At 64.8% G+C, this 12,624-nt stretch carries 12 protein-coding genes; 7 read left to right on the top strand and 5 right to left on the bottom strand.

Annotation, left to right across the window (positions count from 1 at the left end):
- Both sdhD and sdhC read right to left on the bottom strand, forming a co-directional pair.
- Window positions 1–417 (bottom strand): succinate dehydrogenase, hydrophobic membrane anchor protein, encoded by a 417-nt coding sequence (gene sdhD, locus DCM80_RS14090; protein WP_257179235.1) that lies wholly within the window; start codon window positions 415–417, stop codon window positions 1–3.
- Window positions 414–812 (bottom strand): succinate dehydrogenase, cytochrome b556 subunit, encoded by a 399-nt coding sequence (sdhC, locus tag DCM80_RS14095; protein ID WP_028133330.1) that lies wholly within the window; start codon window positions 810–812, stop codon window positions 414–416. Before sdhC ends, sdhD begins: the two co-directional genes overlap by 4 nt.
- A 476-nt stretch (window positions 813–1,288) precedes the next feature.
- On the opposite strand from sdhC, the gene DCM80_RS14100 reads away from it, so the two are divergent.
- Window positions 1,289–2,149 (top strand): sulfite exporter TauE/SafE family protein, encoded by an 861-nt coding sequence (locus DCM80_RS14100; protein ID WP_257197497.1) that lies wholly within the window; start codon window positions 1,289–1,291, stop codon window positions 2,147–2,149.
- A gap of 174 nt (window positions 2,150–2,323) precedes the next feature.
- Here DCM80_RS14100 and DCM80_RS14105 read toward each other — a convergent pair whose 3' ends face one another.
- Entirely contained in the window at window positions 2,324–3,853 is a 1,530-nt protein-coding gene (locus DCM80_RS14105) for a malonyl-CoA synthase (RefSeq protein WP_257197498.1), read from the bottom strand.
- A gap of 115 nt (window positions 3,854–3,968) precedes the next feature.
- On the opposite strand from DCM80_RS14105, the gene DCM80_RS14110 reads away from it, so the two are divergent.
- The 4 genes from DCM80_RS14110 to DCM80_RS14125 all read left to right on the top strand — a co-directional run bounded on the left by DCM80_RS14110 (window position 3,969) and on the right by DCM80_RS14125 (window position 7,462).
- Window positions 3,969–4,730: an SDR family oxidoreductase gene (locus DCM80_RS14110; RefSeq protein ID WP_257197499.1), complete on the top strand. Its 762-nt coding sequence runs from the start codon at window positions 3,969–3,971 to the stop codon at window positions 4,728–4,730.
- Between the two features lie 571 nt (window positions 4,731–5,301).
- A complete protein-coding gene (locus tag DCM80_RS14115) occupies window positions 5,302–5,856 on the top strand; it encodes a fasciclin domain-containing protein (RefSeq protein WP_028133326.1) in 555 nt (184 codons plus the stop codon).
- A gap of 183 nt (window positions 5,857–6,039) precedes the next feature.
- The gene (locus DCM80_RS14120; RefSeq protein ID WP_257197500.1) at window positions 6,040–6,669 is read left to right on the top strand and encodes a cytochrome b/b6 domain-containing protein; all 630 of its coding nucleotides are present in this window, start codon (window positions 6,040–6,042) and stop codon (window positions 6,667–6,669) included.
- A 10-nt stretch (window positions 6,670–6,679) separates the two neighbouring features.
- Window positions 6,680–7,462, top strand: a complete 783-nt coding sequence (locus tag DCM80_RS14125; RefSeq protein ID WP_257179241.1) for a molybdopterin-dependent oxidoreductase — start codon at window positions 6,680–6,682, stop codon at window positions 7,460–7,462.
- A 96-nt stretch (window positions 7,463–7,558) separates the two neighbouring features.
- Here the strand turns inward: DCM80_RS14125 and DCM80_RS14130 are convergent, their stop codons facing one another.
- Window positions 7,559–8,755: an MFS transporter gene (locus DCM80_RS14130; protein WP_257197501.1), complete on the bottom strand. Its 1,197-nt coding sequence runs from the start codon at window positions 8,753–8,755 to the stop codon at window positions 7,559–7,561.
- 244 nt (window positions 8,756–8,999) lie between these two features.
- On the opposite strand from DCM80_RS14130, the gene leuB reads away from it, so the two are divergent.
- Complete coding sequence (gene leuB, locus DCM80_RS14135; protein WP_257197502.1) at window positions 9,000–10,112, top strand: 3-isopropylmalate dehydrogenase; 1,113 nt, start codon at window positions 9,000–9,002, stop codon at window positions 10,110–10,112.
- A 527-nt stretch (window positions 10,113–10,639) separates the two neighbouring features.
- Here leuB and DCM80_RS14140 read toward each other — a convergent pair.
- Window positions 10,640–11,185, bottom strand: coding sequence for a carboxymuconolactone decarboxylase family protein (locus DCM80_RS14140; RefSeq protein ID WP_257197503.1), 546 nt, complete (start codon window positions 11,183–11,185; stop codon window positions 10,640–10,642).
- Between the two features lie 138 nt (window positions 11,186–11,323).
- Between DCM80_RS14140 and DCM80_RS14145 the strand changes: the two genes are divergently transcribed.
- On the top strand, window positions 11,324–12,523 hold the full coding sequence (locus DCM80_RS14145) for an acyl-CoA dehydrogenase family protein (protein WP_257197504.1): 1,200 nt from the start codon (window positions 11,324–11,326) through the stop codon (window positions 12,521–12,523).
- Window positions 12,524–12,624 lie beyond the last annotated feature (101 nt).

Here is a 12,624-nt window from a genome sequence, read left to right on the forward strand (position 1 = left end):
TTACACTCCGGAGGAAAGTTTCAGGATCGCGTAGGTCGAGGCGAGCGCCACGGCGACCGAGAAGAAGTTGTTGAGCATGATCGAGATGAGCTTCAGCTTCTCGTTATGGACGTAGTCCTCGATCACCACCTGCATGCCGATCTTCATGTGCCAGGTGCTGGCGAAGATGAACAGCAGCAGGATCACCGCGACGGGAATCGAGCTGAGGATCTGCGCCGCGCCGACCTGGTTGCGGCCGAGCAGCATCATGATGATCACCAGCACCGGGATCATCAGCAGCGTCATGGCAACGCCAGTGATGCGCTGGCGCCAGAAATCGGAGGTGCCGGAATGCGCTGCGCCGAGATTGCGGACGCGGCCGAGCGGGGTCCGCATCGAGGGCCGCTTCGGAGAGCCGTGGGATTCGTCGAAGCTCATCGTCCGCCTCCGATCGCATAGGCGATGATCCAGACCAGCACGGTCAGCGCGATGCCGCCGATCAGCGCGCCCCAGGTCAGCGCCTCCCGCTCATTGGCCTTGAAGCCGTAGCCGAGGTCCCAGACGAAATGCCTGATACCGCTGAGCATGTGGTGCATCAGCGCCCAAGTGTAGCCGAACACGATCAGCCGGCCGATGATGCTGCCGGCGAAGGCCTGGACATGGGCATAGGCGGCCGGGCCGGAGGCCGCCGCGACCAGCCACCAGACCAGCAGCAGCGTTCCGACGTAAAGGGCGATGCCGGTGGCGCGATGGACGATGGACAGCGCCATCGTCAGCGTCCAGCGGTAGACTTGCATGTGTGGCGAGAGCGGTCGTTCGATCCGTGCGGTCATGGGCTTTGATGTTGTGTTGCGGCCCAACAGGGGGCGCGCGGGGATCGGAAAGGTCGGCTCTATTTACGGAGTCGATCTGGCCCGCGCAATCACCAAATCGCCATAAATCGAACCTTCGTTCAGCTCTAGAGCCTTGATGATGCAAGGCCAATCAGGGCCTTGGTATACCAGCACATGCGTCCGCCAACGAAATAATGAATGAAAATCCACTTTTGTGAGCGAAGCGAGGTTCGTTGAAATTGCTGTTGGAACGCATCTAATCGGCCCTCCCGTTCAAACCCGGACGGCCCGGGCGCTGCCCGCAGGCGCATGCCATTCTGCGTCCTCCGCGCGATCGGTTCTTGGATATGCGCCCCCTGCATTCCACCCCAGCCGGCAAGCCCGGCGTGTCGACCGCGGGAACGAGATGGCCTAATGCTCCCGGATGCAGCCTCTGAGCCGAGCCGCTGCGACCAGGTCGCCGGGGCAGGTCAGGAGTGATTGCGGGTCTCGATATCAAGGAGCTTGTCGAACTCGCGGTGCTGCTGATCGCAACCGGCGCGCTTTCGGGATTCCTGGCCGGCGTGTTCGGCATCGGCGGCGGCGCGATCCTGGTGCCGGTGTTCTACGAATGCTTCCGCATCGCCGGCGTGCCGATCGAGGTGCGCATGCCGCTCTGCGTCGGCACCTCGCTCGCGGTGATCATCCCGACCTCGATCCGTTCGTTCCAGGCGCATTACAGGCGCGGCGCCGTCGACATGACGATCCTGCGCAGGTGGTGGCTGCCGATCGTGATCGGCGTCGTCGCCGGCGCCGTGATCGCGCGCTACGCGCCGGAGCGCTTGTTCAAGATCGTTTTCGTTGCCGTCGCCTGGTCCGCGGCGGCGCGCCTCGTCTTCGCGCGCGAAGGTTGGAAGTTCGGCGAGGATCTGCCTGATGGCCCCCTGATGCGCGTGTACGGCTTCTGCGTCGGCATTCTCTCGACCCTGATGGGGATCGGCGGCGGGCTGTTTGCGAACCTGCTGATGACCTTCTACGGCCGCCCGATCCATCAGGCGGTTGCGACCTCATCGGCGCTCGCGGTGCTGATCTCGATTCCCGGCGCGATCGGCTACGTCTATGCCGGCTGGCCGGCGGCCGCGACCTATCCGGCCGTCGCAGCCCTGCAAGTTCCGTTCGCGCTCGGTTACGTCTCGCTGATCGGCGCCGTCCTGGTGATGCCGATGAGCCTTGTCACCGCGCCGCTGGGCGTGAGGGCGGCGCATGCGATGTCGAAGCGCAGGCTGGAAGTGGCGTTCGGATGCTATCTGCTCATCGTCGGCAGCCGGTTCGTGCTGAGCCTGTTGGGCGGGTTGTGATAGTTCGGGGCGCTACGCCCTACGCACTCAGTGTCATTCCCCGCGAAGGCGGGGAATCCAGTATTCCAGAGATCACAGTGATTGAAACGAGAAGCCGCGGCGTACTGGATGCCCCGCCTTCGCGGGGCATGACGGAGACGGTGTGGCGCAGTTTTGCCTGACGTCCGCGCCGCCTCACTTCTTCGCGTAGATATCCTTGTAGGTCTCGCGCAAGATGTTCTTCTGCACCTTGCCCATGGTGTTGCGCGGCAGCTCGTCGACGACGAAGACCCGCTTGGGCATCTTGAACTTGGCGAGGCGCCCGTCCAGTCCCTTCAGGACCGCGGCTTCGTCGATGCTGGCGCCGGGCTGGCGCACCAGGACCGCGGTGACGCCCTCGCCGAAATCGGCATGCGGCACCCCGATCACGGCGGACTCGATCACGCCGGGCATGGCGTCGATCTCGCTCTCGATCTCCTTGGGGTAGACGTTGAAGCCGCCGGAGATGACGAGATCCTTGCCGCGGCCGAGAATGTGGACGTAGCCCTTGGCGTCGATCTTGCCGAGATCGCCGGTGATGAAGAAGCCGTCGGGGCGGAATTCGGCCTTGGTCTTCTCCGGCATGCGCCAATAACCCTTAAAGACGTTCGGCCCCTTCACCTCGATCATGCCGATCTCGTCACGCGGCAATTCCTTCCCCGTTTCGGGGTCGGTGACGCGCACCGAGACGCCCGGCAACGGAAAGCCGACCGCGCCGGGCACCCGCTCGCCGTCATAGGGGTTCGACGTGTTCATGTTGGTCTCGGTCATGCCGTAACGCTCGAGCACCGCGTGCCCGGTGCGGGCCGACCATTCGCGATGGGTCTCGGCCAGCAGCGGCGCCGAGCCCGAGATGAACAGCCGCATGTGCTTGGTGGTCTCGTGCGACAGCGCCGGATTCTGCAGCAGCCGCGTATAGAAAGTTGGCACGCCCATCAGCGCCGTGGCGCGCGCCATCAGCTTGATGATCAGGTCCGGATCGAGCTTCGGCAGGAAGATCATCGACGCCCGCGCGAACAGCGTCACGTTGGTCGCCACGAACAGCCCATGGGTGTGATAGATCGGCAGCGCGTGGATCAAGACGTCCTTGTCGGTGAAGCGCCAGTAGTCGACGAGCGAGAGTGAGTTCGAGGCGAGATTGTCGTGGCTCAGCATCGCGCCCTTGGAGCGGCCGGTCGTGCCCGAGGTGTAGAGGATCGCGGCGAGATCGTCGTTCGCCCGCGGCACCGTGGTGAAGTCGCTGCCGGCCTTGTCGGCAGCCTCGGTCAGCGAGCCCTTGCCGTCGGGCCCGAGCGTCTCGACCCCAGCGCTCACCTTGGCGGCGATCGGGGCGAGGCCTTCGGCCTTGGCGGGATCGCACACCACCAGCGACGGTTCGGCGTCGCCGATGAAATAGTCGAGCTCGTTCAGCGTATAGGCGGTGTTGAGCGGCAGATAGACCGCGCCGGCCCGCACCGTGCCGAGATACAGCACGATGTTGGCGACGGATTTTTCGACCTGCACCGCGACGCGGTCCCCCGGCTTCACCCCGCGCGCGACCAGCACGTTCGCCATCTGCCCCGCCCGCGCAATCAGTTCGCCATAGCTGATGTGGCCCCCGTCATGCGTCTCGATCGCGAGGCGCTTGGGATCGTCGAGGCCGTCGAACAGGCGGGAAAACAGGTTGGCGTTAGCTGCTGGGTTCATGCAAGATTTCCTCGACCGCAGGGACCTGTACGACAAGGCTTGTTGGACAAGGCCGGTCAAAACCGAGGGCTGGATTAGCAAAAACCGCCCCGCAGAAGCAACGGAGACAGTTTGCATGACCAGAGTTGGGAAACGCGTGGCCTGGGTCACGGGCGGTGGCAGCGGGATCGGAGAGGCCGGCGCGGCGGCGCTGGCTGCCGACGGCTGGATAGTGGTGGTCTCGGGCCGCCGGCAGTCGGCCCTGGATGCCGTGGTGGCGAAGATCATCGAGGCGGGCGGAGCCGCCGAGGCCATTGCACTCGACGTCTCCGATGCGGCCGAAGCCCAGAAGGCGGCCGACCGGATCGTCGCCAGGCACGGCCGCATCGACCTGCTCGTCAACAACGCCGGCATCAATGTTCCCAAGCGCAGCTGGAAGGACATGGAGCTGGAGGGCTGGGACAAGCTGGTCCAGGTCAACCTCAACGGCGTGCTCTATTGCATGCGCGCGGTGCTGCCGACGATGCGCAAGCAGCAGGACGGCGCCATCATCAACGTCTCGTCCTGGGCCGGCCGTCACGTCTCGAAAATGCCGGGCCCGGCCTACACCACCACCAAGCACGCGGTGCTGGCGCTGACCCATTCCTTCAACATGGACGAATGCGTCAACGGCCTGCGCGCCTGCTGCCTGATGCCGGGCGAGGTCGCGACGCCGATCCTGGAGCTGCGCCCGGTGGTGCCGAGCAAGGAGGAGCAGGCGAAGATGCTGCAACCGGAAGACCTCGGCCGCACCATCGCGTTCATCGCGAGCATGCCGGCGCGCGTTTGCATCAACGAAGTGCTGATCAGCCCGACGCACAATCGCGGCTTCATCCAGACGCCGAACAACCGGGATTGAGGCGGGTACTGTCTCAACGGGCACGCTGCTGTAGGATGGGCAAAGCGAAGCGTGCCCACCACTCGTAATTGCGGAGAGAGATGGTGGGCACGGCGCTGTGCGCCTTTGCCCACCCTGTACCCTTGAGAGGTTCGAGACGGCCTTTTGGAGTAGACTGGCCGTGCGGGCCGATCCGCCGGGAGCAGCCTTGCCCACCTGTGCCTTGAGCACCGACGTAGGAACCGCGCCCCCAGATGCTGTCCAGGATGCCGAAGGCACCGGCAACGCCGGCGCAACGCGTCCTGGACTGCATCGAGCACGGCGCTACCATATCGCTCAAGGGCGATCTCCCCTTGACCACGGGTAGGAGGTCCTACGGCATCGTCTGCTTGGGGAATCGCGCCCCGCACGAACATTCGCGCCGATAGTTTCACGCATCACAAAGAATTTTTCCCCGAAACCGCAACCCAAAGCCTCCCGTAGTTCGGTGCAACGACGGCACTGCTGCATCACCATCGATTGTCGCAGGCGCCGTTGTTGCTCCAACTCAACGCCGGCCATCGCCGGCACCAATTCAATCGGGAGACTCTCCATGTCGAAGCGCATTGCCTATCTCGCTGCCGCCGCCTTCAGCGCCCTGGCCGTCACCGCGACAATCGTCGCGCCCGTGAGCGCCGAGGAGAAGACCGTCATGGTCGGCGGCGCCGCGATGTTCCCGTCGAAGAACATCGTCCAGAACGCGGTCAACTCGAAGGATCACACCACGCTGGTGGCGGCGGTGAAGGCCGCGGGCCTGGTGCCGACGCTGGAAGGCAAGGGCCCGTTCACGGTGTTCGCGCCGACCAACGCCGCCTTCAGCAAGCTGCCGGCCGGCACCGTCGACAACCTCGTCAAGCCCGAGAACAAGGCGACGCTGACCAAGATCCTCACCTATCACGTCGTGCCGGGCAAGCTCGCGGCCGCCGACCTCTCCGACGGCAAGAAGCTGAAGACCGCAGAGGGCGAGGAGCTGACGGTCAAGAAGATGGACGGCAAGGTCTGGATCGTCGATGCCAAGGGCGGCACCTCGATGGTGACGATCTCCAACGTCAACCAGTCGAACGGCGTGATCCATGTGGTCGACACCGTGCTGATGCCGGCGACGTAACACCAAACGATCCTGTTTCATCCCTGAACAGGATGGTTTCAGACCGCGAGCCGGGGATACCCGGCTCGCTTTTTTGTGACCACAATAGCCCGGCGGCATCGATTCGATGGCCGGCAGGGCGTAACGAAAAGCGAAATACCGGCGTATAATTGCTGTCGCACGGACGTTCAGGACGGAACCATCATGGCGAGCCTCACAGTCACCGACGAGCAGGTCGGAGCCACCCCGGCCAAAGTGATCCAGCCGGCCTGGGTCCGGGTCATGCATTGGATCAACGCCCTTGCCATGATCCTGATGATCCTGTCGGGCTGGCAGATCTACAACGCCTCGCCGCTGTTCGACTTCCGCTTCCCGCGCGAATACACGCTCGGCGGCTGGCTCGGCGGCGGCCTGCTCTGGCATTTCGCGGCGATGTGGCTGCTGATGATCAACGGCCTCGCTTACCTCGTCACCGGCTTCGTGACCGGTCGCTTCCGCAAGAAACTGTTCCCGATCACGGCGTCAGGCGTGCTCCGCGACGTCAGGGCCGCCCTGACCTTCAAGCTCGGCCACGACGATCTCACCGTCTACAATTATGTGCAGCGGCTGCTCTATGCCGGCATCATCGTGGTCGGCGTGCTGATCGTGCTGTCGGGCCTTGCGATATGGAAGCCGGTGCAGCTCTATTACCTCGTGATGCTGTTCGGCGACTATCCTGCCGCGCGCTATGTCCACTTCTTCTGCATGGCCGCGATCTGCGCGTTCCTGGTCGTTCACGTCTTGCTCGCGCTGCTCGTGCCGAAGAGCATGCGCGCGATGATCATCGGCCGCTGAGGAGGAGACTATGGCGAAGCGCCCGTTCCTGATTCCAGGCGTCGACAGGCGGCTCCTCATCAAGGATTCCCTCAAGACCATGCCTGACGTCACCCGCCGCCGCTTCATCGCGGGCGGCGCCAGCCTGGGCGCGCTGACGCTGCTCACCGGCTGCGACGTGATCGACTCGTCCTCGGCCGAGACCATGCTGGCGAAGGTCTCGAAATTCAACGACGCCGTGCAGGCCTGGATGTTCAATCCCGACGCGCTGGCGCCGACCTTCCCCGAGAGCGCGATCACCAAGCCGTTCCCGTTCAACGCCTATTACGATCTCGACGACGCGCCCGATATCGATGCCGCCGACTGGAAGCTCGAGGTGCGCGGCCTCGTCGACAACAAGAAGTCATGGACGCTGGACGAGCTCCACAAGCTGCCGCAAGTCACGCAAATCACCCGGCACATCTGCGTCGAAGGCTGGAGCGCGATCGGCAGCTGGACCGGCACGCCCATGCGCGACTTCCTGAAATTGATCGGCGCCGACACGCGCGCCAAATACGTCTGGTTCCAGTGTGCCGACAAGGACGGCTACAATTCGCCGCTCGACATGCGCAGCGCCCTGCATCCGCAGACCCAGATGACGTTCAAATACGCGAACGAGATCTTGCCGCGCGCCTACGGCTTTCCCATGAAGATCCGCGTGCCGACCAAGCTCGGCTTCAAGAACCCGAAATACGTGGTCTCGATGGAAGTCACCAACGATTACAAAGGCGGCTATTGGGAAGACCAGGGCTATAATTCGTTCAGCGGGAGCTAACCTCGCTGCTGTAGGGTGGGCAAAGGCGCGAGAGCGCCGTGCCCACGATCTTTCCCGATCGCGAAAAATGCGTGGGCACGCTTCGCTTTGCCCACCCTACGGCACCGGCTGTTTGGCCAACTTCCTTTGGCACAGCGACAGCACCGCCCCGAGCGCCAGCAACGCCGCCGACACGTTGAGCGCGTAGCTCAGGCTCCCCAGCGCATCCGTGATCGCGCCGACAACGATCGGGCCCAGCGTCTGGCCGACGCCGAATGAGATCGTCATTGCCGCGATCGCGGTCGGCCACACCTCTGGCGGATAGTTGAAGCGCACGAAGGCGGTGGTCGAGCCGACCACGGCGAAGAAGGCGACGCCGAACACGATCGCCGAGACCGCGAGCCATGCCGGCGAATGCCCGAGCATCGGCAGGGCGGCGCCCAACGCGTTGGTGCCGAGGATGATGGCGGTGGCAAGCCCGCCGCGATCGAGCGCCAGCACGCCGCGCCAGGCCCAGGGCGTGACGAAGGCGCTGAGGCCGATGAGGCCCCAGAATCCCGCCTGCGCCGCGGCCCCGCCGCCGCCGTCGCGCACATAGGCGATCATGAAGGTCATGTAGGCGATGTAGCCGGCGCCGAACAGGAAATAGCTGGCGAGGTAGATCAGCACGGGCATGATCGCGAACGAGGCCTGACCGCCGTCCGAGAAGCGGACATCGCTCTCGATCCGGATCAGGAGCAGCGGGATCGTCATCGCGACCGAGAGCAGCGTCAGCGCCCACCACACGATCCACCACGAGCCCGGCCCGAAATATTGCAGCGTGAACGGGGCGATCAGCCCTGAGGACAGAATGCCGATGCCGGGTCCGGCATAGAACAGGCTGAGCAGGAAATTGGCCCGCGCGGGCTGCGTCTGGGCAATGGTGGCGGCGAGCGCGCCGCCGGCGACGAAGCCGGCCGCGGCGCCGAGCCCCAGCACGAGCCGCGCCAGGCTCAGCGCGACGAAATTCTCCGTCAGCGCGCAGGTCGCGAGCGCGACGACGCAGGCGAGGGTTCCGCCGCGGATGGCCGCCGCCCAACCGACGCGCTGGATCAGGCGGGACGCTGCAAGCGCGCCCACGAGATAGCCGACGGCGTTGATGGTGTTCATGAATCCGGCCGCCGAGTAGGACCAGCCGAGGTCCTCCCGCATGTCGGGCAGCACCAGCGCATAGGCGAAGCGGCCGATGCCGAGCCCGACGGTGGCGGCCAGCGACAGCGTCAGGATCAGCCGCGCGGGATGCGCGTAGGGCGGGGCGCGGTCGGGTGCGTGCAAGGGGGGTACTCCGGCGTATCGCAGTGTGGCAGGCCCCGCCCGCCTTGCACAGCCGCACCCCGGCAATGGTGTCTTGCCAAGCGCGCAACGCCGCTCTAGCACTCCGGCCATCCGTCATTCCGGGGCGCGCGCAGCGCGAGCCCGGAATCCATTTCCCCGCCTGCGCTGTGGCCTGATGGATTCCGGGCTCGCTCACTTTGCTCGCGCCCCGGAATGACGAGAGAGGATCGAAAAGGACACGACCATGGCGACCCACAAATTGCTGCTGCTCCCCGGCGACGGTATCGGCCCCGAGGTGATGGGCGAGGTGAAGCGGCTGATCGACTGGCTCAATTCGGCCGGGATCGCCAGCTTCGAGACCGACACCGGCCTCGTCGGCGGCTCCGCCTATGACGCGCACAAGGTGTCGATCTCCGAGGGCGACATGGCCAAGGCCAAGCACGCCGACGCCGTGATCTTCGGCGCGGTCGGCGGCCCCAAGTGGGATGCCGTGCCGTACGAGGTGCGCCCCGAAGCCGGCCTGCTTCGCCTGCGCAAGGATCTGGCTCTGTTCGCTAACCTCCGCCCCGCGGTGTGCTATCCGGCGCTGGCCGATGCCTCCAGCCTGAAGCGCGAGGCGGTCGAGGGCCTCGACATCATGATCGTGCGCGAGCTCACCGGCGGCGTCTATTTCGGCGAGCCCAAGACCATCACCGATCTCGGCAACGGCCAGAAGCGCGCCATCGATACCCAGGTCTACGACACCTATGAGATCGAGCGCATCGGCCGCGTCGCCTTCGAGCTTGCCAGGAAGCGCAAGAACAAGGTGACGTCGATGGAGAAGCGCAACGTCATGAAGTCGGGCGTGCTCTGGAACGAGGTCATGACGGCCGTCCACAAGCGCGAATACCCTGATGTCACGCTCGAGCACCAGCTCGCCGATTCCGGCGGCATGATGCTGGTGAAATGGCCGAAGCAGTTCGACGTCATCGTCACCGACAATCTGTTCGGCGACATGCTGTCCGACATCGCGGCGATGCTGACGGGCTCGCTCGGCATGCTGCCCTCGGCTTCGCTCGGCGAGGTGGATGTGAAGACCAAGAAGCGCAAGGCGCTGTACGAGCCCGTGCACGGCTCGGCGCCTGACATCGCAGGCCAAGGCCTCGCCAATCCCATTGCGATGATCTCGTCCTTCGGCATGGCGCTGCGCTATTCCTTCGACATGGGCGCGCTCGCCGACAAGGTCGATCAGGCAATTGCCGCCGTGCTGGCCAGCGGCCTGCGCACCGCCGACATCAAGTCGGAGGGCACCACGGCCGCGTCCACCACGCAGATGGGCGAAGCGATCCTGAAGGAATTGCAGAAGCTGCACGCGTAAGCGGGCGCAGCTCTCGTAGGGTGGGCAAAGCGCAAGCGTGCCCACCACTTCTTTCCCATAGCAAAGAGATCGTGGGCACGGCGCGCAAAGAGCGCGCCTTTGCCCACCCTACGAGGCTGTGAATCTTTTGTACCGCGCGTCGGGCGAATGTGATTCTCTGGGCAGACTGATCTGCTGGAGAGAATGATGGCTGACGACGGACGTTTTGGCGAATTGCCAGATGCTGTCCAGGATGCCGAAGGCACCGGCAACGCCGGCGCAACGCGTCCTGGACTGCATCGAGCACGGCGCTACCATATCGCTCAAGGGCGATCTCCCCTTGACCACGGGTAGGAGGTCCTACGGCACCTGTACGAAGGCGCGACGCCGCCTCAACAAACTCAGTCATTGCGAGGAGCTCTTGCGACGAAGCAATCCAGACTGCCTCCGCAGAAAGATTCTGGATTGCTTCGCTACGCTCGCAATGACGGGGAGAGATCGAAGTCCGCGCGTCCCGCGGCTTCAGCAACGCCGCGACGTCACTCGCTCTAGCTCAGCTCCTTCACCTCGCCCTCGGGCAGCTCGAACTCGAACGTGTTCAGCGTCATCGACACCATCGTGTAATAGCCGCACAGGCCGATCACCTCGACCACGCCGCGCTCGCCGAGCAGCTTGATTGCCTCGTCGTAGAGGCCCTTCTCGACGCTGTGGCCCTCGTGCAGCGATTTCGCGAGATCGTAGATCATCTTGGCCTTGGGATCGTCGAAGTCGGGCGTGCGGCGGTCGCGGATGGCATCGATGACGCCAGGATCCATGCCGCCGGCGAGCGCGAGCCGCTTATGTGCGTACCATTCGTAATGCGCGGTCCAGTGCCGCGCCGTCACCAGGATCGCGATCTCCGAGAGTTTTGCCGGGAAGATCGTGTCGAAGCGCAAGACCTCGCCGAGCCGCGTGGCGTGGCGCGCCATCTCCGGGCTGTTGAGCCAGGCCATCATCGGCGCCGGCGGCTTGCCGCGCTTGCCGGCAATCGACTCGTCGTAGGTCTGCCGCTGGCTCTCGTTCATTTCGCCAGGCGAAAGAAGTTTCAGGCGCATCCTCGTTTCCTCTTTGTTTTCAAGCACCGTCCTCGCCGCGGACTATAGCGGAATGCTGCGCGCGGAAGTGGTTGAATTCCGCGGGAGCTTGGCCCAGAATCCTCGCCAACAAGTCGATTACGATTGATGGAAACGACCATGAGCGACACTGAATCCGCCGAGCTCGAAACATTCCGCGCCGAGACGCGCGCCTGGCTGGAAGCCAATTGTCCGCCGGAGATGCGCAAGCCCGCGACCTCGGACGCCGACGTGTTCTGGGGCGGCCGCAACGCGAAGTTCTCCTCCGAGCCGCAGCGCATCTGGTTCGAGCGCATGCGCGACAAGGGTTGGACCGTGCCGGACTGGCCGAAGGAATATGGCGGCGGCGGCCTCAGCGCGGCCGAGCACAAGGTGCTGCGTGCCGAGATGGCAAGAATCGGCGCGCGGCCGCCGCTGTCGAGCTTCGGCATCTGGATGCTCGGGCCGGCACTGCTGAAATACGGCAACGCGGCCCAGAAGAAGGAGCATCTGCCGAAGATCGCGGCCGGCGAGATCCGCTGGTGCCAGGGCTATTCCGAGCCGAACGCCGGCTCCGATCTCGCCTCGCTCCAGACCCGCGCCGAGAGCGACGGCGACGATTTCATCATCACCGGCCAGAAGATCTGGACCTCCTACGCCAATTACGCCGACTGGATCTTCTGCCTGGTCCGCACCGATCCCGCGGCCAAGAAGCACGACGGCATCAGCTTCATCCTGTTCGACATGACGTCCAAGGGCGTCTCGACCAAGCCGATCCTCCTGATCTCCGGCTATTCCCCGTTCTGCGAGACCTTCTTCGACGGCGTCCGCGTGCCGAAATCGCACGTGGTGGGGCAGATCAACCGCGGCTGGGACGTCGCGAAATATCTGCTGCAGCACGAGCGTGCGATGATCTCAGGCATGGGCGAGCGCGGCGTCGGCCGTCCGCTCGGCCAGATCGCGGCCGATACCGTCGGCACCGATGCGCTGGGGCGGCTCGACGATTCCATGCTGCGCGGCAAGATCGCCAGCTTCGACGTCGATGAGGCCGCCCTCGCGGCCTGCGCCGAGCGCGCCGTCGATCTCGCCAAGGCGGGGCAGGCGCATCCGGCGTTCTCGTCGGCGATGAAATATTACGGCACCGAGCTCAACAAGCGCCGCCACGAGATCCTGATGTCGGCGGGCGGCGTCGACGCGCTGGAATGGGAGAGCGAGCGCTCCCGGCAGGGCGCCCGTCCGCGCGCCTGGCTGCGCACCAAGGCGAATTCGATCGAAGGCGGCACCTCCGAGGTCATGCTCGGCATCGTCGCCAAGCGCATCCTGGACTTGCCGGGGGCTTAAGCTGCACTCTCACCACCCGTCATTCCGGGGCGCGACGAAGTCGCGAGCCCGGAATCCATAGCCACGATCGGGAATATGGATTCCGGGCTCGCGCCAAGGGG

Source organism: Bradyrhizobium sp. WBOS08, from assembly GCF_024585125.1.
Lineage (GTDB): Bacteria > Pseudomonadota > Alphaproteobacteria > Rhizobiales > Xanthobacteraceae > Bradyrhizobium > Bradyrhizobium japonicum_B.

Excerpts from the sequence above, each read along its gene's own strand:
- sdhC (WP_028133330.1), bottom strand. The coding sequence starts at position 812 with ATGACCGCACGGATCGAACGACCGCTCTCGCCACACATGCAAGTCTAC.
- sdhD (WP_257179235.1), bottom strand. The coding sequence starts at position 417 with ATGAGCTTCGACGAATCCCACGGCTCTCCGAAGCGGCCCTCGATGCGG.
- DCM80_RS14120 (WP_257197500.1), top strand. The coding sequence starts at position 6,040 with ATGGCGAGCCTCACAGTCACCGACGAGCAGGTCGGAGCCACCCCGGCC.
- DCM80_RS14125 (WP_257179241.1), top strand. The coding sequence starts at position 6,680 with ATGGCGAAGCGCCCGTTCCTGATTCCAGGCGTCGACAGGCGGCTCCTC.
- DCM80_RS14140 (WP_257197503.1), bottom strand. The coding sequence starts at position 11,185 with ATGCGCCTGAAACTTCTTTCGCCTGGCGAAATGAACGAGAGCCAGCGG.
- DCM80_RS14145 (WP_257197504.1), top strand. The coding sequence starts at position 11,324 with ATGAGCGACACTGAATCCGCCGAGCTCGAAACATTCCGCGCCGAGACG.
- DCM80_RS14105 (WP_257197498.1), bottom strand. The coding sequence starts at position 3,853 with ATGAACCCAGCAGCTAACGCCAACCTGTTTTCCCGCCTGTTCGACGGC.
- DCM80_RS14115 (WP_028133326.1), top strand. The coding sequence starts at position 5,302 with ATGTCGAAGCGCATTGCCTATCTCGCTGCCGCCGCCTTCAGCGCCCTG.
- leuB (WP_257197502.1), top strand. The coding sequence starts at position 9,000 with ATGGCGACCCACAAATTGCTGCTGCTCCCCGGCGACGGTATCGGCCCC.
- DCM80_RS14110 (WP_257197499.1), top strand. The coding sequence starts at position 3,969 with ATGACCAGAGTTGGGAAACGCGTGGCCTGGGTCACGGGCGGTGGCAGC.